At 64.0% G+C, this 22990-nt stretch carries 16 protein-coding genes; 8 read left to right on the forward strand and 8 right to left on the reverse strand.

The genetic code is table 11. The features are described from left to right. On the reverse strand, positions 1–255 hold the full coding sequence (locus ACP7AB_RS05735) for a DUF6471 domain-containing protein (protein WP_426046116.1): 255 nt from the start codon (positions 253–255) through the stop codon (positions 1–3). Between the two features lie 143 nt (positions 256–398). Here ACP7AB_RS05735 and ACP7AB_RS05740 point away from each other — a divergent pair, with 143 nt between their 5' ends. The 5 genes from ACP7AB_RS05740 to ACP7AB_RS05760 all read left to right on the forward strand — a co-directional run bounded on the left by ACP7AB_RS05740 (position 399) and on the right by ACP7AB_RS05760 (position 9651). Then, entirely contained in the window at positions 399–2207 is a 1809-nt protein-coding gene (locus ACP7AB_RS05740; protein ID WP_425989070.1) for a type I secretion system permease/ATPase, read from the forward strand. Next, positions 2204–3580: an HlyD family type I secretion periplasmic adaptor subunit gene (locus ACP7AB_RS05745; RefSeq protein ID WP_425989068.1), complete on the forward strand. Its 1377-nt coding sequence runs from the start codon at positions 2204–2206 to the stop codon at positions 3578–3580. The genes ACP7AB_RS05740 and ACP7AB_RS05745 overlap by 4 nt, the downstream gene beginning before the upstream one ends. 7 nt (positions 3581–3587) lie before the next feature. Continuing rightward, the gene (locus ACP7AB_RS05750; protein ID WP_425989066.1) at positions 3588–4358 is read left to right on the forward strand and encodes a sulfotransferase domain-containing protein; all 771 of its coding nucleotides are present in this window, start codon (positions 3588–3590) and stop codon (positions 4356–4358) included. Positions 4359–4627: 269 nt separating this feature from the next. Further along, the gene (locus tag ACP7AB_RS05755; RefSeq protein WP_425989063.1) at positions 4628–7858 is read left to right on the forward strand and encodes a beta strand repeat-containing protein; all 3231 of its coding nucleotides are present in this window, start codon (positions 4628–4630) and stop codon (positions 7856–7858) included. Positions 7859–7968: 110 nt separating this feature from the next. Then, positions 7969–9651: a glycosyltransferase family 4 protein gene (locus ACP7AB_RS05760; protein WP_425989061.1), complete on the forward strand. Its 1683-nt coding sequence runs from the start codon at positions 7969–7971 to the stop codon at positions 9649–9651. A 380-nt stretch (positions 9652–10031) separates the two neighbouring features. Here ACP7AB_RS05760 and ACP7AB_RS05765 read toward each other — a convergent pair whose 3' ends face one another. After that, positions 10032–11327: a glycosyltransferase gene (locus ACP7AB_RS05765; protein ID WP_425989059.1), complete on the reverse strand. Its 1296-nt coding sequence runs from the start codon at positions 11325–11327 to the stop codon at positions 10032–10034. Positions 11328–11449: 122 nt separating this feature from the next. Between ACP7AB_RS05765 and ACP7AB_RS05770 the strand changes: the two genes are divergently transcribed. The 3 genes from ACP7AB_RS05770 (at position 11450) to ACP7AB_RS05780 (ending at position 14719) form a co-directional block, all read left to right on the forward strand. Beyond that, complete coding sequence (locus ACP7AB_RS05770) at positions 11450–12319, forward strand: class I SAM-dependent methyltransferase (protein ID WP_425989057.1); 870 nt, start codon at positions 11450–11452, stop codon at positions 12317–12319. Between the two features lie 34 nt (positions 12320–12353). Continuing rightward, positions 12354–13049, forward strand: a complete 696-nt coding sequence (locus ACP7AB_RS05775; RefSeq protein WP_425989055.1) for an acyltransferase — start codon at positions 12354–12356, stop codon at positions 13047–13049. 62 nt (positions 13050–13111) lie between these two features. Beyond that, positions 13112–14719 (forward strand): glycosyltransferase family 4 protein, encoded by a 1608-nt coding sequence (locus ACP7AB_RS05780; RefSeq protein WP_425989052.1) that lies wholly within the window; start codon positions 13112–13114, stop codon positions 14717–14719. A gap of 5 nt (positions 14720–14724) precedes the next feature. Here ACP7AB_RS05780 and ACP7AB_RS05785 read toward each other — a convergent pair whose 3' ends face one another. The 6 genes from ACP7AB_RS05785 to ACP7AB_RS05810 form a co-directional block, all read right to left on the reverse strand. Further along, a complete protein-coding gene (locus ACP7AB_RS05785; RefSeq protein ID WP_425989049.1) occupies positions 14725–15285 on the reverse strand; it encodes a class I SAM-dependent methyltransferase in 561 nt (186 codons plus the stop codon). A gap of 22 nt (positions 15286–15307) precedes the next feature. Continuing rightward, the gene (locus ACP7AB_RS05790; RefSeq protein ID WP_425989046.1) at positions 15308–16954 is read right to left on the reverse strand and encodes a hypothetical protein; all 1647 of its coding nucleotides are present in this window, start codon (positions 16952–16954) and stop codon (positions 15308–15310) included. Between the two features lie 3 nt (positions 16955–16957). After that, positions 16958–18442, reverse strand: coding sequence for a hypothetical protein (locus tag ACP7AB_RS05795; protein ID WP_426046117.1), 1485 nt, complete (start codon positions 18440–18442; stop codon positions 16958–16960). Between the two features lie 269 nt (positions 18443–18711). Then, positions 18712–19764, reverse strand: coding sequence for a hypothetical protein (locus ACP7AB_RS05800; RefSeq protein ID WP_425989041.1), 1053 nt, complete (start codon positions 19762–19764; stop codon positions 18712–18714). Next, positions 19761–21338, reverse strand: a complete 1578-nt coding sequence (locus ACP7AB_RS05805) for a hypothetical protein (protein WP_425989040.1) — start codon at positions 21336–21338, stop codon at positions 19761–19763. Before ACP7AB_RS05805 ends, ACP7AB_RS05800 begins: the two co-directional genes overlap by 4 nt. Next, positions 21335–22990: a glycosyltransferase family 4 protein gene (locus ACP7AB_RS05810; RefSeq protein WP_425989037.1), complete on the reverse strand. Its 1656-nt coding sequence runs from the start codon at positions 22988–22990 to the stop codon at positions 21335–21337. The genes ACP7AB_RS05805 and ACP7AB_RS05810 overlap by 4 nt, the downstream gene beginning before the upstream one ends.

Genomic DNA, 22990 nt, shown 5'->3' on the forward strand with positions numbered 1-22990 from the left:
TCACTTGTTCGGATTCTGAATGCTAACCTGCTCGCAGCCAATCGCGAGCAGGCATTGAACGAAGAAAGCGGCCGTGAAGGCTCCGCGACTGATCTTGTTGCGTAGGTTGACTTCGCTTTCGACAATTCCGCGTTCCGCCAAACGCTCGACCAGGTCGCCATAAGTCAGGCCGCGCCGTTTCAGCTCGGCTTTGAGAATGGCTTTGACATCCTCTCCAGTGAGTTTTCGGGCCTGAGGTTCGATCCTATGCGACATCGCCATCTTCAATGCATTTGTCATCGAATACGATACAAATGCCGTTGACAGCAAGTCGCTATCGCCTCAATGCGTCCGGGAAGATCGTGAACGTTCGACCGCGTGTCGCCTCGAGAGGCCTCTGACGCAGGAAAGATACAGGTATGAAGCGCCCGCAATCGCAGAAGAAGGCCCCTGATACTCTGCTCGTCGCGGCAATCAGGGAGGGGCGACCGGCGTTCCTGTTCGCAGGGCTGTTCAGCCTGATCACCAATGCGCTCTATATGGCGCTGCCAATCTATACGAACCAAGTCTACGGCCGGGTGCTGTCAAGCTACAGCGTGTCCACGCTCATCGTCCTGACGACAGGCACGATCGCTGTGTTCGCGGTGTCGAGCATTCTCGACAACTATCGGGCGCGCGTCCTGTCAAACTTCAGCGCCGTGCTGGATCAACGGGTTGCGGGGCATGCGTTCACCGCGTTGTTCGACGGCGTCATTCAGCGTGCGCCGCAAGCGGGCGCGCAAGCCCTTCGTGATGTCGATGGATTTCGCCAGACCTTGACCGGCAACGGGATCAGCATCCTGTTCGACCTGCCGTGGGTGCCTCTCTACATCATCGTCCTGTTCGTGATCGATCCGGCCGTGGGCGCCATTACCCTGGCGGGCGGCGGCGTATTGCTGGTCTTCGCCCTGCTTCAGGACCGCGCTAGTCGCCCCGCCCTGATGGCGGCGAACGAAGCCGCGCTCAGGAGCTATGCGTTCACTGAAACAGGCCTGCGAAACAGCGAGGCGGTCCGGGCCATGGGTATGCTTCCGCATATCGGTCGAGAGTGGGGCCGTCACAGGCTTGAGACCATGGCGCAGAGCGAAGTGGCCGGTCGGTCCTCCGAATTCTGGGGTAACTGGATCAAGTTCGTGCGGATGCTGGTCCAGATCCTGATCATCGGGGTCGGCGCCTTCCTGATCATCAAGGGCGACCTCGGGCCCGGCCTGCTGTTCGCCAATATGATTCTGTCATCCCGGGCGCTTCAGCCGATCGATAGAACGGTTGCCTCCTGGCCGTCTCTGGTCGCTGCGCGCCAGGCCTATGATCGCTTGAATGCCCTGCTCGCGGACTATCAAGCCGCCAAGCCGAGCACGGCCCTTCCCCGCCCCAAGGGCCGTCTGACGGTCGAAGGGCTGAACTATGCCGTGCCGGGGACGAACCAGCTTATCCTGACGGGGATCAATTTCGATCTCGCTCCGGGCACGTTCCTCGGCATCATCGGTCCGTCGGGGGCGGGGAAGTCGACATTGGCCCGGCTCCTCGTCGGGGTGACCACGCCTCTCAACGGCGCCGTTCGTCTGGACGGGTCGAGCGTGTTCGGCTGGAGCCGCACCGACTTTGGACAGTACGTGGGCTATCTGCCGCAAGACACCGAACTGTTCGCCGGCACGGTCCGGGACAACATCGCCCGCTTCCAGCAGGACGTCAGCGATGAAGACGTCATCGCCGCCGCCCGCACGGCTGGGGTTCATGATCTGATCGTTCGCCTCGCCCAAGGCTACGACACCGAACTGGGAACCGGCGGCATGGTTTTGTCGGTCGGGCAGCGCCAGCGTGTCGGCCTGGCCAGAGCGGCTTTGAAAAATCCCGCCTTCGTCGTTCTGGACGAACCCAACGCCAACCTCGACGCACAGGGTGAACAGGCGTTGATGGAGGCCCTCGTTGCCATGAAATCGCGAGGAGTCACCGTCGTCGTCGTTTCACACAAGCCCAGCATCCTGACCAACGCCGACCAGCTGCTCATGCTTCGTGACGGCCGGATCAACATGTTCGGCAATCGCGGCGAGGTCCTGGCCAAGCTCGCCGCCTCCGCAGCTCCCGCAGCCTTTGCGGACGCTCCTGCCCCGCCCGTCGGCAGCCCGGGGCAGGCGGCGGCCAAGCCCTTCATCCCGCCGGGCATGAAGGTCGTGGAGGCCAAGCGATGAACTTCGACCTCAATCGCATTTTTGCGGACAAGCGCCAGCTTGAGGCCCCTGTCGTCGGAGCGCCCGATACGCCGCTGTCGGCCGAAGCCCGCGAAAGCATGCGGGCGCCGATCGTGGCCGGGATGGCGGTTGTCATCATCTTCGTCCTCGGCCTTGGCATCTGGGCGTCCGTGGCCCCGATCTGGGGCGCGGTGGTTGCCAGCGGATCGGTGCGCGTCGAAGGCAACCGTCAGACGTTGAAGAGTCGCGAGGGCGGTACGGTGCGGGAGATCCTGGTTCGCAACGGCGATCTCGTGCAACAGGGTCAGGTCCTGCTGCGCTTCGACGACGGCGTTCCCAGGGCCCAGGTCGCGGTGATGTCCAACCAGTATGACGTGGCGCTGATGCAGCGGGCGCGTTTTCAGGCGGAAGTGTCAGGCCGATCGTCGGTGCCGGTTCCCGCCGAGCTTCTGGCGCGCGCGTCGGACCCCCGGGTCGCGGCCACCATTCTGAACGAGACGACCCTGTTCAATTCGAGGCTCGCGGCCATTCAGGGCCAGGGCGCGATCCTGAACCAGCGGTTCGAACAGCTTCTGACGGCGCGGTCCGGCCTGAACGTCCAGGTCGAGTCGATCGACCAGCAGGTGGCCCTGATCCAGCAGGAGCTGGAGGGTTATCAAACCCTCTATGAGCGCGGCTTCGCGCCGCGGACTCTGGTCCTGCGCAATCAGCGGGCCCTGGCCGAGATCGGTGGTCGCCGCGGTGCCCTCGTTGCGGACATCACCCGTAACCAGCAGGCGGCGGGCGAGACGCGACTTCAGCTCGCTCAACTGTACGAACAACGCGCCAGCGAGGCCGCGACCGGTCTGCGCGATGCGGAGGCCCGGATCTCGGATGTCGAGCCCAGGCTCGACGCCGCCGACCTGTCGCTGGCCGCCACCCGGGTGACGGCGCCCATGACGGGCTACGTGCTGTCGCTCAGCCAGTTCACCGTCGGCGGCGTGGCCCAGGCTGGCGAGGTCCTGATGGATGTGGTGCCGATCAATGCACCCCTGGTCGTGCGTGTGCGTGTGCGGCCGACAGACATCGACGAGGTGAGGGTGGGCATGGATGCGGAAGTCAGTCTGCTGGCCTTCAGCACCAACAAGGTGCCCAAGATGCTGGGCAAGGTCACAGCCGTCTCGGCGGACGCCCTGACCACGGAAGACGGCGTGTCGTTCTTCGAAGCCGACGTCCGCATCGGGCCGGACGAACTGCGCAAGCTCCCTGAGGGCGCCAGGCTGGATCCGGGCATGCCGGCCCAGGCCATGATCCGGACGGGGCGACGGACGGTGATGTCCTACCTCCTGGGTCCGATCGGACAGATTACCAACAACGCCTTGCGCGAGCAGTAGGGCCGCGATGGACGACCCGCGGCTGAGTTTCCTGGTCGCGGGCGTCCAGAAGGGCGGCACGACGGCGCTGTTCGACTATCTCGTCGAACATCCCCGGATCGACATGCCCTCGATAAAGGAGGCGCATTTCTTCGACGACGAGACCGGCGTGGACTGGAACGCTCCTGACTACGGGCCTTACCACGCCCTGTTCCGGCCGCGCCGGGCCGGGATGCTCCGGGGCGAGGCGACGCCGATCTATGTTTACTGGCCGAACGCACTGGAGCGGATCGCGGCCTACAATCCCGCGATCCGGCTGATCGTCGTCCTTCGCGACCCCGTGGAGCGCGCCTGGTCGCATTGGCGGATGGAGTATGCGCGCGGGGCGGAGACCGAGCCCTTCGCCTGGTGCATTCGTCAGGGCCGGTCGCGCGTCGCCTCCGACCCGGCCGCTCCGGGCTTTCATCGCGTCCACAGCTACGTCGAGCGCGGCTTCTACGGCGCCCAGCTCCGGAGGATGTTTTCGCTTTTCCCCCGTGAGCAGGTATTGCTCCTCGACGCCGTCGATCTTCACGGGAAGCCCGCGTGGATTCTGGGCAACGTCTGCAGATTTTTGGACGTGCCTCCGCTGACCGACGTTGGACCAAAGGAAAGTCACGTCGGCATATCCGTGACCGGTATCCAATCTATAACGGATGAAGACCGGCAATACTTGGCCGACATTTATGCACACGATCAGCAACTTCTCGCTAATCTTAGAGATAACGGCCCGATTGGTTACACCGAAGTGAGGCCTTGATCTCAACCGTCATACATGTTTGTCACATTCTGCCTTTATTTATCCAAAATTAACTCAAGGCGTGGTTCGGACAATACGCTTCGATAAGCCAACCGCCTGTCTAGCGTTCGTCGCCCTCTCGGGGGGCGGCGGAAAGGGCAGCGATCCAAACGGGTTGCAATAATCGGGGCCTTGGCTAAAAGCAGACAAGGGCGGGCTTGCGCTTAGACGTTCTCCTATTGGGGGCGGGCATGGCGGACCACGGTCTGGACACAACTGGAGAACTTTAGATGGCTACGTACAATTTCGACACGATGACCCAGGCCGACGCGAACGCGTTTACGGCCACCGACATTCTTTTCTTCCCGACCGGAACAGCGCAGGGCGTCACCGTGGTGGCCAACCCCGCCATTGGTGCAACCCCCGCCAGCCTCTCGATCACCGTGAACGGCCGGACCCTGACGTTTGACGAATCCGACTTCGCGGGTCGCCCCGAGGCCGGCACGCTGTTCGCCGACGGGTCGAGCTTCTATTACGGCAGCGCCGGGGCCAACCCCATTACCTCGGGTTCGGGCAACGACTACATTCTCGGCCTCGCCGGCAACGACACCATTGATGGTGGGAATGGCAACGACCTGATCTTCGGCGGCAACGACGAAGACCTCATTTCGGGTGGCAACGGTGCCGACACCATCAACGGTGGTCAAGGCAACGACACGATCTCGGGAAATAATGGCGACGACGCCATCCTGGGCGGTCAGGGCAACGACACCTTGATCGGCGGCGAGGGCAACGACTACCTTCACGGCAACCTCGGCAACGACTCTGTCAACGGTGGGGCCGGCAACGACACCATCCTCGGCGGCCAGGGCAACGACACCATCGGTGGCGATGACGGCAACGACCTGATCTTCGCTGATCTCGGCGACGATAACGTCAACGGCGGCAACGGCGACGACGATATCCAGGGCGGCGAAGGGAATGACGTCCTGAGCGGCAGCGAAGGCAACGACTTCCTGGACGGCAACAATGGCGATGACACCCTGAATGGTGACAACGGCAACGACGACCTTCAGGGCAATGCCGGTAATGACAACCTCAACGGTGGGGCCGGCAACGACACCCTCCTCGGCGGTCAGGGCAACGACACCCTCGCCGGCGATGCGGGCAACGATCTGATGTTTGGTGACCTCGGCGATGACAGCATCACCGACGCTGCCGGTAACGACACAATCTTTGGCGGTGAAGGCAACGACACGATCACCGACTCGGCTGGCGATGACTATATCGACGGCGGCAACGGCAACGACACCATCAACGACAACGGCGGCACCGGCAACGACACTGTATTCGGCGGTGCTGGCGACGACACGATCGTGGCGCAGGGCGGCAACGACATCCTTGTCGGCGGTGCGGGTAACGACAGCATCACTGGTGGTGCGGGCAACGACGTTGTTTCCGGTGAAGCAGGCAACGATACCATCAACGCCGGTGAGGGCCAGAACACCGTCAACGGCGGCGACGGCAACGATGTACTGTCCGCTGGTGCCGGCAACGATCTGATCGGTGGCGACGCCGGCAACGACACGATCAACACCGGCAACGGTGAAAACACTGTCAGCGGCGGTGTCGGTGCCGATACGCTCAATGGCGGTTCCGGCAATGACGTGCTGAGCGGCGACAACGATGCTGACAGCATTTCGGGTGCTGCGGGTCGGGATACGCTCATCGGTGGTGAGGGTGCCGACACACTGCGCGGTGGCGCGGACAACGACTCCGTGTTCGGCGGCAACGACAATGACTCGCTGTTCGGTGATGCGGGTGCCGATGCTCTCTATGGAGACAACGGCGCTGACACTCTCGATGGCGGGGCCGACAACGACAGCCTGTTCGGTGGCGACGGCAACGACGTCCTGCTGGGCAGCTCTGGCTTTGACTTCATCTCCGGCAACGCTGGGAATGACTCGATCGACGGCGGAGCCGACGGCGACTCCATCTCGGGCGACGAGGGCAACGACACCGTTATCGGCGGTACCGGGAACGACCTGGTCGGCGGCGGCACCGGTAACGACACTGTCGATGGGGGAGACGGAAACGATGTCGTAAACGGCGATGCCGGTGACGACACCATCAATGGCGGAACGGGTGCCGACACGCTCTCGGGCGGTGAAGGCAACGATACCGTCATCGGTGCCGCTGGTAATGACGTCCTCTCGGGCGGCAACGGCAACGACACCTTCGTCTTCACCGCTGGTGACTCCGTTGCGACGGGTGCCACGGTCAACGCCGACGGAACCACGTCCCTTGACGTCATCACCGACTTCCAGGTGACCGACATCATCTCGACGGCCATCAACGGCCTGCCGGCGATCACGGCTGCCAACTACGCGGAGACCTCCGTTACTCCGGGTGCCAACGCTCTGCCCGCCAACGCCACGCCGCAGCAGATCTACAACGCGGCCCTCGCCGCTGCGAACGCGGCCCTCACCGATGTCAACGTCGCCATCGTGGCGGTCGCGGTCCCCGGCGGTGTCTATGTCTTCATCGACAACAGCGGCACGCCCGACGCCGACGATGCCTTCTTCATCGCCGGTGCCAACCTCAACTCCATCGACTCGGTCAACTTCGTGGCCCTGACGACGGGCGATGCCGGCAACGACGTCATCACCGGCACCAACGGTGACGACACGCTGAACGGTAACGGCGGCAACGACACCATCACTGGCGGTCTCGGCAACGACACCATCAACGGTGGCGAAGGCGCAGACAGCGTCGTCGGCGGCAACGGCAACGATGTGATCACTGGCGGCAACGGCGATGACTCCATCTCCGGCGGCGACCAGAACGACTCGATCCAGGGCAACAACGGCAACGACACCCTCGACGGTGGCGCTGGAACCGACACCATCACGGGCGGTGAAGGCAACGACACCATCACGGGCGGTGCCGACAACGACAGCCTCACGGGCGACAACGGCGATGACAACATCTCCGATGCAGCCGGTGCGGACACCCTGTCCGGTGGTGGTGGTAACGACACCATCTCGACGGCGGGCGACGCCGTCGCCGACAGCCTCCTGGGTGGTGCCGGCAACGACACGATCACGGGTGGCGGCGGTGCCGACACGATCAACGGCGGAACGGGTCTCGACTCGCTCACCGGTGGTGCGGGTTCGGACATCTTCGTCTTCGCCGCGGGTGACTCGGGTATCGTTCCGACCGGCCAGATCGGTGCCGACCTGAACATCGACACCATCACCGACTACGCCGTCGGCGACGTGATCGACTTCACCGGCACGCTGACCCTGGGCGCCAACTTCGCGGCAACCGCGGGTGCGGGAAGCTACGGCGCGGCCCTGATCGCCGCCAACGCGACCCTGGCCTCGACTGTGGACACGGTCTTCGTGACCTCGGTCCTGGTCGGCCCCGACACCTACGTGTTCTGGGACTCGGACAACAACGGCTCCGCCGACGTTGCCATCCTGCTCACGGGCTTCGCTGGCGCCATCGGCATCCAGTAAGAGCCACCGAACCAAAGATTGGGGCCGTCCTTCGGGACGGCCCCTTTTTTTTGCTCTATCCACAAGGGTGGCCAAGCCAGCGGCCAAGCGAAAAGGACACCAGAAACGGCATGGGAAATGCGGCGCTCTATCTGAACCCCGAGGCCTTCAACACCGGACTGCCCGCCCTGATGGGTCGCCAGTCCGCCGGCGAGAGCTTCCTGAAAGGCTATCTGCGCCATTCGACCGCCGACGACTTCCACTTCTGGAACGTCGCCAATGCCGCGCCGCATACGCTTCAGGGGTTCATTGAGGCCATCGGCTCGATCGGCAAGCCGATGACCGTGATCCCCCGCCACGACCGCCGTCAGCTGGGCGCCGCCGGCAATGCCTTCCTGCCCTCACCCAATCTGGCCCGCGAAAGCTGGCATCGCCGGGTGGCCAACTGCACCGAGGCCTATGGCATCACCGGCATCACCCACACGACGGCCTCTGACAACATCATGGACGCCCTGGCCGACATGTTGACCGCCCCGGTCGAGCCCTGGGACACACTGATCTGCACCTCCAGTGCCGTCCGGGCCAGTGTCGAGGTCGAACTGGAAGCGGTCCGGGCCGATCTGGAAGAGCGTGTCGGGGCCAGACGCCTGGGCGAACCGCAGCTGGCCACCATTCCGCTCGGCATCAATGTCGACGACTTCGCCACCACGGGGGACGATCGGGCCCGCTGGCGAAACCAGCTCGGCATCGCCGATGAAGCCGTCGTTGTCCTCTATGTCGGCCGCTTCAATCCTCACGCGAAGATGAACCCTCTGCCGATGGCCCTGGCGCTCGAACAGGCGGCGCAGATCGCGGGCAAGCCGATCGCCTGGGTCCAGGCCGGCTGGGGACTGAGCGAAACCCAGGAAAAAGCCTATCACGACCAGACCCGGGCCCTGTGCCCGAGCGTCGACTATCATGTGGTGGACGCCCGCAAGCCCGACGCCCGCTTCTCGATCTGGTCCGTCGGCGACATCTTCATCTCGCTGTCCGACAATATCCAGGAGACCTTTGGCCTGACTCCGGTCGAGGCGATGGCCGCCGGCATTCCCTGTGTCGTTTCGGACTGGGACGGCTATCGCGACACCATCCGCCACGGCATCGACGGCTTCCGCGCCTCGACCTACGCCCCCAAGGCCGGCGCCGGTCAGGATCTGGCCTATCAGTACGCCAACCAGTGGATCAGCTACGACACCTACGCAGGGGCGACGAGCCAGCTGATCGCGGTCGACGTCGTAGAAGCCGCGCGGGCTCTGGCCGACCTCGTGTCGAATCCTGATCTCCGCAAGCGAATGGGCCAGGCCGCCGCCGCCCGTGCCCGCGACACCTTCGACTGGAAAGTCGTGATCCCGCAGTATGAAGCCCTGTGGGCCGAACAGACGCGCCGTCGTCTCGCCTCGGCCGGCCGGGTCGCACGTCCCCGCAACCTGGCGCCCCATCCCCGCCGTCTCGATCCATTCCTGCTGTTTGGCGGTTACGCGTCGGAGTGGCTGACGTCGTCGACGATGGTCACGTTGCGCCCTGGAACCGACGAAGCCGCTCTTGCGGCCATTCGGGGACTGTCGCTCGCCGTCTATGGCTCCCACGCCCTGCCGACGACCAGTGAGCTGACCCTGCTGATCGAGCGACTCAGCAGGGTCCGACAGATAACGGTCGGAGAGCTGGTCGGGGTGTTCCCGGCGGGGCGTCGTCCCTTTGTGGAACGCGGCGTCCTCTATCTGGCGAAATATGATCTCGTCAGGATTCTTCCCCGGTCCGACGTGATAGCCCGATAAGCGGCAGCCCGGGGTTCACGTCGTCGAGACCGCAGTATTTCGCCGGAGGGGGTCGATTGGCCGGATCGCAGGAGACTATACAGTCCGCGATCCGGCCGACGAGACACAGCCAGTTGGAGAACGAGGCCGATCCGAACCCATGCCACAGTCGCCGTCGTTTCAAAAGGGCTGCGGCGCCGCCAAATCAGCACAGAGTGACAGATTGTAGCTCATCTTCGCCTGAAGCTGCGAACCGGTCGCAGGTCTGCCTTGGTCCTCACGGGCCGAGGCCCGGAAATCCCAAGGCATTGCACGTGGATAGACCGCGAGCGCAGTAGACCCGGCTTCAGACGCGCACGGCCATGACTCCAGCGCTCACGAAATTGTGTGACGCGGGGCGCCTAGTTCGCCCTGCTCGATGACTGGAGAACCTCCGAGATCGCCTCCATCCAGCGTGGCACGCCCACGGTATGCCGATCGTAGAGGGCGAGGGCCGTCGCGCGCGCCTGCAGTCTCAGCGGATCGAAATCGCGTGGCCGCTGGCAGGCATCGATCATCGCTTGCGACAGCGCCGGGACGTCGAAGAAATCGTTCAACACCCCATTCACGCCATCAGTGATCGCATCTCTCACGGGCGCGGTGTCGGATCCAATAATCAAGCATTCGCAGGCCATCGCCTCGACGACCGACCAGGACAGTATAAACGGGTAGGTATAGTAGACATGTCCCCAGGACAGCGAGAGCGCCGAGATCATGTCAGCATGCTCGAGCTTGCCGACGAAATGAACGCGGGACAGATCAACCGTGTCGCCGAGCTCCGCGAGCATGCGGGTCTTCCAGGTCTGCCCCCCCTCCAACTGACCTCCGTACCCGCCGCTCCCGTCCGAACCGATGATCACCACGTCCGCGTCCGGGCAGTTCCGCTGCAGCTCGGGCAGGGCTCTCATAAAGATATGGAAGCCGCGCAGTCGTTCGAAATTGCGATTGATAAAGGTGATGACCGGTCGTGAGCCGTCGAGAAACCGCCCGCCCGTCACGCGCAGACGGGCGTTCGCCTTCTTCACGGACCGATCCATGTCCACCCCTTCGTGGAAAGTCCGGATCCGGGGCTGGAAAACGTCAGGCAGGCCGGACGCCTGAAAAGGCGTAGGGCAGATGATCCTCTCGGCGGTGGCGTATGCGAGCGCCAGACCCATGTTCTTTGCGTGGACACGCATATCTGCCTGGAGACCGTTTCTTTCGAACTCGGGATCGAACCCGACATCGGCTCCATGCGACTGGTAGTAGAACTCTCCGAACATGATCTGGGGGACGCCGGGAAAGATTTCGTTCAGTTGCAGCGTCTCTCCCCAACCCGGATGGCCTACGATCAGGTCGGGCAGGAAGCCGTCGGCCTTCAATTTCACAGCCGCCTCGGCCGCCGCATAGGCTCGCATCAGGTCGGCTTCGGCACGCGTGGCCGGATCGAAAAGCCCGGCCGTGGTCCCGCGATTCAGGGACCAACGACGGACGTCAACGCCCGGTCTCCCTTTCGCTGTCTGGCCGCCGATTGCCGCAACCTTGTAGCCCGCTTTTACACAGGCGTCGGCGATGTGCGGAAACTGGCCGGGGAAGTTCTGATGAACAAGAAGAATGCGTTTGACCACCCGATACCCCGGCGACAGTGAGACGTGGGTTGCGCCTTTTTCGTTGGACAACCGTCTTCTATTTACCCGGCATCTCGCGTGGATAAAGCCGGTAAATCATCAGGCGGATCAGCACGCTCGTCGCCCAACGACGCCGGCCTTGACGTGAAACAGAGTTCAGCTGACGGTGGCGGATGGACTTTCCTCGCGAAATTCAACCCGATTTTCTGAGGGAGCGAAACCCTGATCTCGCTGATCTGTCAGATCCCGCGATTGTCGCCCACTATAATCGGTACGGACGCGTGGAAGGCCGGGAGGCTTCCCCGGGTGCGCTGAGAGAGTTGCTTCTGCGGCTGATCCCCCAGGATGCCAAGGCGCTGGAGATCGGCCCGTATTTTTCCCCGGTCCTGAAGGGGCCGAATGTGAAGTATCTGGATGTCTTCACGAACAAAGAGCTTCGCACACTGAGCGTCGAGGTCGGCGGCGATCCCGATCAATGCCCGAGGATAGATTTCGTCGGCTCGCTCGGCGAAGTCGACGAGACTTTCGACATCGTGTTCGGCAGTCACAGTATCGAGCATCAGCCGGATCTGGTTCGCCACCTTCAGGAGGTCGAACGCGTCCTCGCCCCCGGCGGGCACTACATCATCCTCTGCCCGGACAAGCGCTACTGCATCGATCACTTTCAACCTGAGTCGGGCATCACCGACGTCGTGGCGGCCTATCTCGACAAAAGGACCCGGAACACCGCCAGTGCTGTTCTCGGCCAGTTGTCGATGACGACCCACAATGACTGCTTCGCGCATTGGGTCGGAGATCATGGGGCGAGACCGGACGATGAAGACGGCCTGCCGCGTCTGAAGGCGGCAATCGCATACTATGAGAGCAAGAAAGACGCCTATCTCGATGCTCACGCCTGGAAGTTCACGCCGGAGACCTTTCGCCGGATCATGCAGGGACTCAGGGCGCTGGACCTGATGACCCTGACGACCGAAAGGGTCTACGATACGCCGTCCCCGCGGCTGGAGTTCGCCGCCATCCTGCGAAAGCCCGACATACCGTGAGACGCACGGGTTCACCGCGCCACGAGACGCGATCATGACCGGGGATCAGGCCGAATACCTGGAAGTGGAGGGAGAGGGACACCGGATCGAGATCAGCCCCTCCGCTGTCCTGTCGTCCACCATCAAGGTGCGAGGAACCGCCAATACCCTGCGGATCGGGCCAGGCGTCCGGTTCGCGCCCGAGAGTGGTGCGATGATGATCGCGGGCGAGGGCCACCACGTGTCGATCGGCGAGAATACGACCGCAAACCTAAACATCACCCTGAAGGGATCTGGGGGTGTCATCGAGATCGGGGAGACCTGCCACCTGACCGGTGCGGTGAACCTGATGGGCCAGGGCGCCCGTCTGAGCTTTGGTCGGGGGACGACGATGGTCGATGGCAGGTTGCAACTACACGAGCCGGGCGAGATCGAGATCGGGGAAGACTGCATGATCTCAAGTCAGGTCTATATTTCGATTAGCGACATTCACCCGATCTATGATCGAACCACAGGCGCCCGTATCAATCCGGCGCGGTCCATCTTCGTGGGCCGGCATGTCTGGCTTGGTTTGCGATCCATGATCTTGAAGGGCGCCCATATCGGAAACGGGACCATCATCGCGGCGGGTGCAATGATCAGTGGCGAGACGCCTGCGCATGCGATCGTTGGCGGCCCGCCAATGCGCGTAATGCGCAGCGACGTCGCTTGGAGCCGGGACTTCGGCGACACGCCTCCGGTCATCGAATGACGGCGCCGGTTAAACGGCTTGGCATTTATCAGCCGAGCGGAAGGGTCGGCACGGGCCAGAACGTGTTCGGCGTATCTGTGGCCAATACGGAACTTTATCGCGCGCTCGCGGTGAACGCCGGACTGGATCGTCTGGATGTCCTGACCCACGACCCCGTTCCTCTGGAGCAGATCGTTCGGGGACTGACAGGTGACCGGGCGGGAAAGACCGAGATCGCAACGGCATCCATGCTGGACCCGACCGCCGCGCCGTCGTCAGGGGTGATCCTGCGCGGTTCGGCCAAACTTGAGGATCTCGCGTGGCTTCGTCGATCGCGCTCAAGCGACGCCGGATACAGCCTTATGGGCCTGATCCACACCATCGCCCCGCCCGCAATGCGTCAGGAAATCGCGGCGGCATCCGTCGCTCCCGTTCAGGCGTGGGATGCGCTGATCTGCACCTCGCCTTCGGTCCAGTCGGCTATGCACTCCATGTTCGACGAATGGACGGCCTACCTTGCAGAACGGTTCGGCGGAACCACGCGACCGAAGCCGCAACTTCCTCTGATCCCTCTGGGTATCGATAGCGACCGGTTCGCGGCAATGGCTGATCGGCCGGGCGCGCGCGTCGATTTTCGGCGCCGGCTGGCGGCGGGGGACAGCGATGTCGTGGTTGTCTGGGTTGGACGCTTGTCGTTCTTCGAGAAGGCCTTCCCGCAACCCATGATGCGCGCCGTCGCTGAGGCCGCCGCCAGACAGGGCTGTCGGGTCCACCTGGCGATGGCCGGCTGGTTTCCCGGAGGCGAACAGGACGAAAAGAACTATCGCGCGGCGGCATCGGCCTATGCGCCCGATGTCGCCTTTCATGTCCTGGACGGCAACGACCGCGGTCTTGTCGCAGACCTGTGGGCCGGCGCGGACATCTTCATCTCCCTGGTCGACAATATCCAGGAGACGTTCGGCATCACTCCGATCGAGGCGATGGCGGCGGGCCTGCCCGTGGTGGTCAGCGACTGGGACGGCTATCGCTACACCGTGCGAGACCAGATCGAGGGTTTCCTCATCCCGACTTTGGGCGGACCGCCCGGCGGATCTCCGAGGGCGCTCATCGACGGTCACGCTCTGACAGCGAAATCCTACCAGCAGTACGTCGGCGTGATCGCACAACATACGGCCGTCCATGTGGGACGTGCGGCCGAGGCTCTCGGCGCCCTGATCGCCTCGCCGGAACTGCGCGCCAGCATGGGCGCCGCGGGGCGGCGGCGGGTCAGGGAGTTTCTGGACTGGTCCGTGGTGGCTCCGCAATACGTGGAACTGGCGCGTGAACTCACCGCTATTCGCAAGGCCGTCGGGGCTCCGTCGGTTGGCGAACATCCCGTTCGGGGAGAGCCGTTCCGGGACTTCGCAGGGTTCGCCAGCCAGACCTTGTCGCCGGAAACGAGGGTCAAACTGCGCGACGGCGCCGGCTCCAACGATCTGATCCGTTCGGCATCACTCCGACTTGACTGCTTCGCGGGCAACTGGCGCGCCACGACGGCGGAAGCGACTGCCCTGCTGCTGGCACTGGAAGATCGCCAGTCCAGGCGGGTCGGGGAACTGCTGGCCGGGTTCCCGCCGCAGAGGCATCAGCGCCTGCGGCTGACCTTGCTCTGGCTCGCCAAGACAGGCGTTCTGGACTGGCTGGATCCGTAGGCGGACTATTTGACCGCGCGGATGCGAATCTGCAGTTCCTTGACCACGTTCCACGTCTCGTTCGCCGCCACCCGCAGTTGCTCGCGGGTGATCTCTCCGCGCTGCTCCTTGGCGACCCAGCTGGAATCGTAGGTTTGAGAAGCGTGCTCGACCTCGAAATCGACATTCATGGCGTAGGCGATCATCGAATAGTTGGCCTTCCTCGCGATCCAGTCGTCGTTGCGTCTGCGCGACATCATTTCGAAGGTCAGAGGCGTGAAGGCGCGGACGTGGGTCGGGTCAGACCAGAAGGTGTCGTGCCGGAAGTGAGGCACGTGGATCTCGACGATCCCGTCCTTGGCGGTGATCCGGTAAAGTTCCTGCATCACCTTGGTGAACACATCGAAGGTCGCGCCCACGTGTTCGAGCACGTGTTTCATCAGAATGTAGTCGAAGGCGTTGTCCTCGAACGGCCACGGGAAGGACTCGATGTCCATCATCACGTCCGGATCGCACTCGGGGAAGCTGTCGGCGTTGACGAACCCTTCGCGCTTGTCGAAGCCGCAACCCAGGTTGAGTTTTCTCATCGCGTATCTCCCTTCAGCAGGATCAGGTATTGATCGCGCCTAGTCTTTCCACACGCTGACGTTCCAGGTCGGCGCGATTGGCCATGATCGAACGCGACCAGGCCTCCCGCTCCGGTGCCTGCTGAGCGTGCATTCGCGTTGAGAGAACGTAGTCCCGTCCCCGTTCGCGCCGCTGACGGACCTTATCGGAGTTCGCGCACAGGTCGATGATCGCATCCTGCCATTCGTCAGCTGTCCCGGCGAATATGGCCACCTCCCCATGGCGATCAATTTCGTCATAGACGACGGGAGAACAAATCGGCACGGCGCCCGCCGCGCAGGATTCGATCAGCTTGATGTCGGACTTGAGCCGGTTGAAGGCCGTGTCAGCGAGCGGCAGCAAGGAGATGTCGCAGCCGGCGAGGACGGACATATAATCTGGGTGCGAAAGCGTCGGACGGAAGCGGATCCGGCTTCCGCGAGGCAAGGCCTCGGCGAACGCGCGATCGTGGACGACGTCAATTTCGATTCTGTCGCCCAGCCGCTCGAACGCCTCGCGGATGCCCGGCATCACGGGCGTCCAGTCGTCGATACGGTTCAACGCGCCGAAGAAAAGACGCAACCTGTTGCCGGTCTTCGGGGTGGACGCGGGGGCGTCCGGCAGGGCGAGAATGGCGTTCGGAAAGACCCGGACATTGGGATTCCATTGCCGGATCATGTCCGCGAGGGTTTCCGTGGTCACGGTGACGGCGTGGACGGCGCGATAGGCCCTGAAATCGGACTCCACGAAGGCCGGCCAGTGATGCGGGTCGTCATCCATGTCGGAGACGATCGTCCAGCCCGATCCGATGAGACGATCCACGGCCTGGATCAACTCGCTGCCGTCCATGAACTGTCGGTGCAGTGTCAGAACGCCTGGCGGACCCTTGGGAAGAACGACTGTGTTTTCCCCCCATGCCGCCCTCACGCCGGGGAGGCTGGTCAATGCCGTCCACGGGTGATCGATGCGCGCGTCGGTTACGCCCGCGAAATTCTTCAAACCGATCGCGGCCAGGGCGATCGTTGACGGAGGGGGGGATCGCGTTGCGCGTACCACCCATCCCATGGGCTCCAGTCTGGCCCGGGCGTCATCCGCCCCGATACCCAGTGCGGCCGTGGCCTGAAGAAGATGCTGGAGCGCCGTTCCTTCAGCGGGCCTCCGCGAGACGGCCTTGCTGTCGAGCACATGCCAGCCCGCCTTTTCGAATAGGGTCAGGGCGGCGGAAAGCGTCAGGACGGGTGGCGTCTCGTTCGCGTCTGTATCCTGGCCACGGATCAGCCGTTCGATTCTCGGCCAGTGGGCGGGATTCGGGACATAGGCGAGGCAAACAGCGCCGGGCGCAGATCGTTCGAGGGCTGACGCCAGAAGGTCTCCGGGGTCGGCGAAGGTGTTCAGATCGCCCAGGGTCACAGCATCGAACGGAACCTCCTGACGGGTCGCATCGATTGATCCCCACAAGCCCGCGGTAACGTTCGCTTGCGATAGCGTCTCCCGCCCTCCGGGTACGGAAATCCAGTCAACCAGGGGGTTGCGGGCACGATAGGGACGTTCTGACGCGGCTTGCTGCCCGATCGCCAGAATCCTTGAGGCTGTCAGCGGCAGATACGCGAGAGTCGCCGCCCGGACTGTTTCCGCTTCTGTCGCGGGCATGTCTCAGGTCTCACGCGGCAAAAGCGGGCTCGTCTGATCCTGGTCCGTCACGCTCTGGTAGCTCGTCGCAAGTTGGGCGAGGCGCTGGGCTGCGGCGGCGTATCGGTCCGTGGCTCCACGCTCGGCAGCGCGAGCCAGGCGTAGATCCGCTTCCAGACCGGCGACGCGTTGCTCGGCTTGTACAAGCCGGCTTGCGATGAGTTCGACCTCGGCGCGCGCCGCGTCCCTTTCCGCGATTGAACGGTCGTTCGCCGCGTCCAGCGTCGCAACAACGGTTCGCAGCTCCGCGGCCTCGGCCGCCGAAGCTGCCGCGTGCGTCGTCGCGGCGTCGGCGATCCCCTCGGTCGCCTCTCTCGCGGACGTCAGGGCGCGGCCGGCCTCGGCGGCGAGTCCAAGCTGACGGTACGCTTCGGCGAGGCCGTGCTGTGTGATCGAATGCGCGGTCTGCTCCTCCGCCCATCGGTCGGCGATGGCTTGCACGGCTTCGGCCTTGCGGCGTTCGTAGATGGCCCGGTCGGCCTCGGCGAGTTCGGCGCGCAGTCGGCGCTCGCGGATCAGTCGGGTCTCGCAACGCGCGATCTCTGCGATGGCCTGGATCAGGCTGGCGTCGCCTGAACCGACCGCCTCGAGCGATCTCTGTGGCGGCGTTTCGGTCGCAAGCGCTTGCGCCGTCGCCAACGCCTTCTCCGCTGCGTCGGCCGCCTGGGTCGCGCGGTCGGCCTCGCCGTGGAAGCGGTCGCAAAGCGCGCGCAGGGCCGCGTTCTCGGCTGCCGCTTCCGTGTGACGCAGTCGAAGCCCGGGATAGTCCGCGAGTTCCCGTCGCAAATCGCTCAAGGCGGGCGACACGGCTTGCGCGAGTTCGTCCAACTGCCGGATCACGCCATCGATGAGCTCGCCCGGCGGATCCTGGTCGCGACAGGCTTCGGCCATCCAGGACCAGGTCTCGCGCGTCAGGGGGGCGAGGCTGGCCTCCTCGTCGGGTACATTGTGATGGCGATGGGAACCCGACAGGAAGCGATCGATGTCGCCTTCAGCTTCCGCCGACCGGGCGGGCAGGGCCTGCGCCAAGGCGGTCTCGATCCGCGCCAGTTCCTGGCGCCAGTCGGTCAGCAGGGCGTCATAACCGACAAAGACGCGCGGCCAGCCCCGAGTATCCCGCTCGACCGCCGCCATGGTCGCGGTCCACGACATTTCGGAGGCAGCGATCGTGGCACCGCTCCTGGCCGCGATCGACCTGGCCACCTCTGACGGGTGGCGAACCATGATGACATAGACGGGCGTCAGGTCTTGCTGCGCCAAGGCTTCGCGCCAGAACCGGCTTGTCGCGGATGCTCTGGGGTCCTTCAGGATCGGCAGGTCACTGTCGCCGTAGTTTTCGGCGATGAAGATCGTTGCGGCTTCCATGTAGTCGGCGCGCGCGTCCCAGATAGCGGCATCGGCGAGATGAATGAAGATATCGTCCCAACGTGAGCCGACCTCGACCAGCATCCGGTCATTCAGGGCTACCATCTCCCACGGCTCCCAGAAGCCCTCCGGATTGTCAGGCCCGGCGTTCATCAGCCGTTCGGGCAGTGCGCCCCCGGCCAACGAAAGCAACCGTGCGGCGGCCGAGGTGCCGCTGCGATGCATCCCAACGACCATCAGCGCCTTTCGCGTCGACGCGGGCGCGGTAGGTGCTGCGGTCGCGGATCGCTTCGATTTGGCCTCGGCCACTCTGCAACTACCTCGGAACGGTCAAGCGGGACGGTGAGGCAGGGTTAGGCGACCGCGGTCGCGGGCGTCAACTCGCCTTCGCGTTCCAGCCAGGCCGAATAGGTGTGGGGCCCTGCGGCGAAGGGGTCGGGGAAGGCGTCCCTGAGGTCAACGCGTTCCCGGTAGAGCACACGATGACGCTTATCGATCTGCCGTCCATCGTCAAACCGATCATAGGCCCAGTATCGGTCGGGGATGCGCGGATCGCGGGCGACGGCCACGAGCCGCTTGTACCAGTTCCAGACCTCGTGGACCTCGAAGTTGGCGCCGGCATAGCGGCGGGTCATGATATCGCCGGTCGGGCCCAGTTTGGTGAAATGCCAAAACTTGAGCGGCGATCCGTTGATCCGCACGACGCCATCGACGCCGATCGCCACATGACGTTTCGACAGGTTCCAGCTGGCGACGTTGAGTCCGGGGTCGCGCAGGATCGCGAAGCGGTCGTAGAAGGCCGGAACGTGATCGCACCAGCGTTGATCGACGAACAGTCCGCGCGGAATATCGTCGTGGCAATACGCGAGGAGGCGGTCGTTCCACCAGCGGGCGAAGGCCGCGCCCTGGCCCGTCGTCCGGATGGCGACAAATCCCAGGTTGAAGATGCCGGTTCGCAGCGTCGCCAGTTCATTGTCCAGAATGGCGCCTTCTTCGTCTTCAGGCTCCAGAAGGTGAGGGGTCAGGCAGCCGTCATGGGTCTCCAACGCGTCCAGCACTGTGATCAGGGGATTGACCACCGCGATATCGGGATCGAGGTAGACGACGGCGTCGTGGTCGCCGGCCTCGCAGGTCTGATGCAGAAAGGGCCCCTTCACGGCCGTGCAGACCTCCACGACGTCATGCTGGAACAGCCAGCCCGTCGCATTCGGCAGGTTCAGGTCCTCGAACCAGACAAGACGGTCGAAATCTTCGTCCGCGACGTCGATCGACAGGCCTTCGGGAGGCCGGTCCGTGATCAGTGCGACAAGGGTCCAGTCCGGATGATGGCGCCGCAGCGTCTGAAACAACACACGCGCCCGATCCAGATAGGCAAAGGTGAAGCTTGTGAAACACAGGACCTTCACGTGGCCGGCCCCCCGATGAAGTCCGCGCTCATACGGCTGTACTCGAGATCCTGTCTCACGCGCCCCGGCCTGGCCAGCGCGGCGATTTCGCCCGTTTCGAACAGGTTGAACAGGTGGTCCTCGTCTCTGGCGACAAAACCTCTTCCGGCTTGCGAGGCGAGCTCGACCACATGCCCCGCCAGCGGTCCGGTCAGAACGAAGGCTCCGCCGGCCGCGGCTTCATAGGCGGTGAAGCAGAAGGTTTCGGGCCAGACAGACCAGACGACGGCGACGTCGATATCCAGCGCGCCGATCGCGGCGATCATCGGTTCCGGATCGGCCTCGCTGGGCGCGACGCGAGTGAAGGCCACGTCCGGCACCCTCGGGTCGGGCGAACGACCCAGATGATGGAAGTTGTACCGGGGATCGCCTTCGAAGCGTCGAACCAGCTCCGAGAAGACGGGCCACCCCTTGTGCAGCGTCGCCATGCCCGGAAAGGCGACACGCAGAGGGCCGGTGCGCGCCTTCTGGCGGCTTCCGGGCCGGGGGACCAGCCGGGCGTGCGGATGAACGCGGACCTCATGGCGGCCGGGAAACCGTTCCGCCCACAAGCCCGCCGCCGCGCTGGACGGAGCCAGGACCGTAACGTCCAGGACATCGAACAGCCTGGCGTGCTCGGCCAGGTGGATCGGGCGCCGCTGCCCGTAGGCGCAGAGTGTGCAGGCGTTGCTGAGCAAGTCCGGAGCGCCGCAATATTCCACGTCATTGCGCATCAGCGCGTAGTTCGCGCACAGGCTGGAGAAGTCGTGGAGCCAGACATAGGTTTCTGGAGCCTGCACAGCTGCCGCCAGCTGAAGAACGCCGTCGACCGAATGGCCGATCAGGCTGTGCACGGCGATGCTTGAAGGCCGCCCCCCGGACCATGCCGCCAGACTTGCCGCGACGTCCGCATAGCTGAAGCAGCCGATCGAGCGTCCATCCAGGTGCAGACGGACGAGAGGGGCTTCACGTTCGACCTCGATCGTCTGGCCCGGCGAGGCCGGATGAAGGTTCAGGTGTGTTCGTCCAGCTGCCTGGACCGCCTCGGATTCCAGCCGGATGCAAAGTTGAACGCCCCCCGGGATCGCTGTGTAGTCGTCGTGACTGAAGGTCAGATGGAGCCCGCCCGACGGTCCTGTTCGCTCGCCCGCCGACAAGAGCGCCTCATCCAGGGCGGCGACCGAATCCGGCCTGGGCCGTTCGGCCAGTCGGGAGCGAATCTGAATCCTTTCCTCGAAGGCGGGCCGTCCGATCAGAATATCGTAGCGGAGGCCATATTCGTGGTCGGTGGGTCGACCCTCCGCGCGTCCGTGACGGACGTAGTGGTCGAAAGGATCGGTCTGCAACACCGCCACGTCAGGGTGGAGATCGAGGTATTTGGCGACGGAGAAATCCGGCGTGGGATCGCGCTTCTCCCGCCAGCCGAAGGTCCGGAAGTGCAGCCACGGGTCGATACCCGATTCCGCAACGTCTTCATTCGTCGCCAAATAGAAATCAATATCGAATTCCGCCTCGACCAGATCGTCGGGCGAGGGTTGCGGCGCGTCGCTGGTCACCGCGACCCGGGGGCGAGAGCGGCCAGTCCGAATTTGGCGAGCCACATGAGCGCGCGGAAGTTCGTCGCTCGGGATCCGGGGACAGCGGCTAATAGGTTCCCCACCGTCTGTTCCTCGACGGAAAGCGAACGATGGATAGTCCGAATGGTTGCCGCTGGCAGCAGGGTGTCGTGCAGCCCGTAACGCGCAGGGGTCATTTCCAGAAGCACGTCGAGCGCCTTGCCGTTTGCATCGCGAACGGCGACGCGCCATTCCAGTCCCACGACCGCGGTGGGGTAGCCCGAAAACAGGCTGAAGGGGTCCGGTCTCATCGGCCAGGGCTGTGGCGGGTGGGAACCCGCCGATGCGCGGATCTCGCCAAGGCCTTCGACCATGTCGAAGTAGCGATCGAGGATTACTGGCCAGTCGAACTCCTGCGTCGCCCGGAGGCGACCCGCTTCGCCGAGACGGCGTCGCAATTCGGGAGCGCTCGCCAGCTCGACCACGCGCTGGATCAGCGCATCCGGATCGACCACGGTACTCAGCGAAACTCGCCCGATGTAGAAGTCGTAGGTGTCCTGTTCCAGCGCATGCCGCGCCGCGAGAACATTGCCCATGCCTTCAGGTGGGGCGAGGACCGGAATCCGGTACCCGTCGACACCGTCCCTCACGGTGTCCTTGTAGCCATTCCAGTCGCTGACCAGCACCGGCAGGCCGGCGGCCATACCCTCCAGCGGCGTGAGGCCGAACGTTTCCTGGATGTTGTCCGACAACGAAACGAAGACGTCGGATCCCCGCCAAGCGGCACGAAAACGGGCGTCGTCGCGACCATCGACGTAGATGAAGCGGGCGGACGGGGCCAATTCCGCGCGCGCGCGATCAAACGCCGCCGCGATCGCATCGTTGGGATAGACACCCGCCTCCACGACCGTGAGACGGCACCCCATGCGTTCGCACGCAGATTGCACCGCCTGGTAGAAGGGAATGGGATTGGCCTTGGCGTGGAACGTCAGACGCCCGGCGAACAGGAATGCGACTTCGTCGGGGTCCAGCCCCAGCAGTGCGCGCGCAGCCTTTCGGTCGTCCTCGGTGCTCAGAAATGCCGGAACGTCGATCCCCAGCGGAATCACGGGCAGCTGAATGGCGTTGAACCTGGTGGCTCCAGTGTGCTCCGCCATCCACTGCCGCATCTGCTCCTGCATGCGCGTCACGATTTCCAGCGCTGCGCTCGAAGTGCAGATGAGCGCGTCCCATTGCTGGAAGGGTGGAAGCACCATCTGCGAAATCTGGTCCATGGCGCCGGCCGAGGACAGTGTGTGGGTCACTCCGAACAGGCTGTAGGCCGCAGGTCCGCGCGTGTTTCGAGCCTTGGCCAGATCGTTCGAGGGCGGAGCCGGATAGTACAGCGCGCCCAATTGGGTCATGGCGGCGTCACCCGGCGCTTCACGCCAGCGAACAGATCCGGAATGGCCATTCGCGCGCAGTTGGGCCAGCATCTGCTCGCCGCCTTTTCGATCAGCGCCGAACGCGTGGATTTCGCCCGTCGACCAACGCCGGGCGACGCCGTTCATCAGCGCCTTCCCGGCGCTTTGGCGGCCCATGATCTTGCGCGTCGTCGTGTAGGCGTCGCCTGTATAGTAGAAGGCGAAGTTCGGGGAAGAACTCAGGGTCAT

Origin of the sequence: Brevundimonas sp. TWP3-1-2b1, assembly GCF_049896165.1 — a bacterium.
Taxonomy (GTDB): domain Bacteria; phylum Pseudomonadota; class Alphaproteobacteria; order Caulobacterales; family Caulobacteraceae; genus Brevundimonas; species Brevundimonas subvibrioides_B.

Coding starts and splice junctions, on each gene's coding strand:
- ACP7AB_RS05790 (WP_425989046.1), bottom strand. CDS start 16,954: ATGCCCGCGACAGAAGCGGAAACAGTCCGGGCGGCGACTCTCGCGTAT.
- ACP7AB_RS05775 (WP_425989055.1), top strand. CDS start 12,354: ATGACCGGGGATCAGGCCGAATACCTGGAAGTGGAGGGAGAGGGACAC.
- ACP7AB_RS05735 (WP_426046116.1), bottom strand. CDS start 255: ATGTCGCATAGGATCGAACCTCAGGCCCGAAAACTCACTGGAGAGGAT.
- ACP7AB_RS05810 (WP_425989037.1), bottom strand. CDS start 22,990: ATGACCCTGAGTTCTTCCCCGAACTTCGCCTTCTACTATACAGGCGAC.
- ACP7AB_RS05785 (WP_425989049.1), bottom strand. CDS start 15,285: ATGAGAAAACTCAACCTGGGTTGCGGCTTCGACAAGCGCGAAGGGTTC.
- ACP7AB_RS05745 (WP_425989068.1), top strand. CDS start 2,204: ATGAACTTCGACCTCAATCGCATTTTTGCGGACAAGCGCCAGCTTGAG.
- ACP7AB_RS05760 (WP_425989061.1), top strand. CDS start 7,969: ATGGGAAATGCGGCGCTCTATCTGAACCCCGAGGCCTTCAACACCGGA.
- ACP7AB_RS05740 (WP_425989070.1), top strand. CDS start 399: ATGAAGCGCCCGCAATCGCAGAAGAAGGCCCCTGATACTCTGCTCGTC.
- ACP7AB_RS05755 (WP_425989063.1), top strand. CDS start 4,628: ATGGCTACGTACAATTTCGACACGATGACCCAGGCCGACGCGAACGCG.
- ACP7AB_RS05770 (WP_425989057.1), top strand. CDS start 11,450: ATGGACTTTCCTCGCGAAATTCAACCCGATTTTCTGAGGGAGCGAAAC.
- ACP7AB_RS05750 (WP_425989066.1), top strand. CDS start 3,588: ATGGACGACCCGCGGCTGAGTTTCCTGGTCGCGGGCGTCCAGAAGGGC.
- ACP7AB_RS05795 (WP_426046117.1), bottom strand. CDS start 18,442: ATGCTGGTCGAGGTCGGCTCACGTTGGGACGATATCTTCATTCATCTC.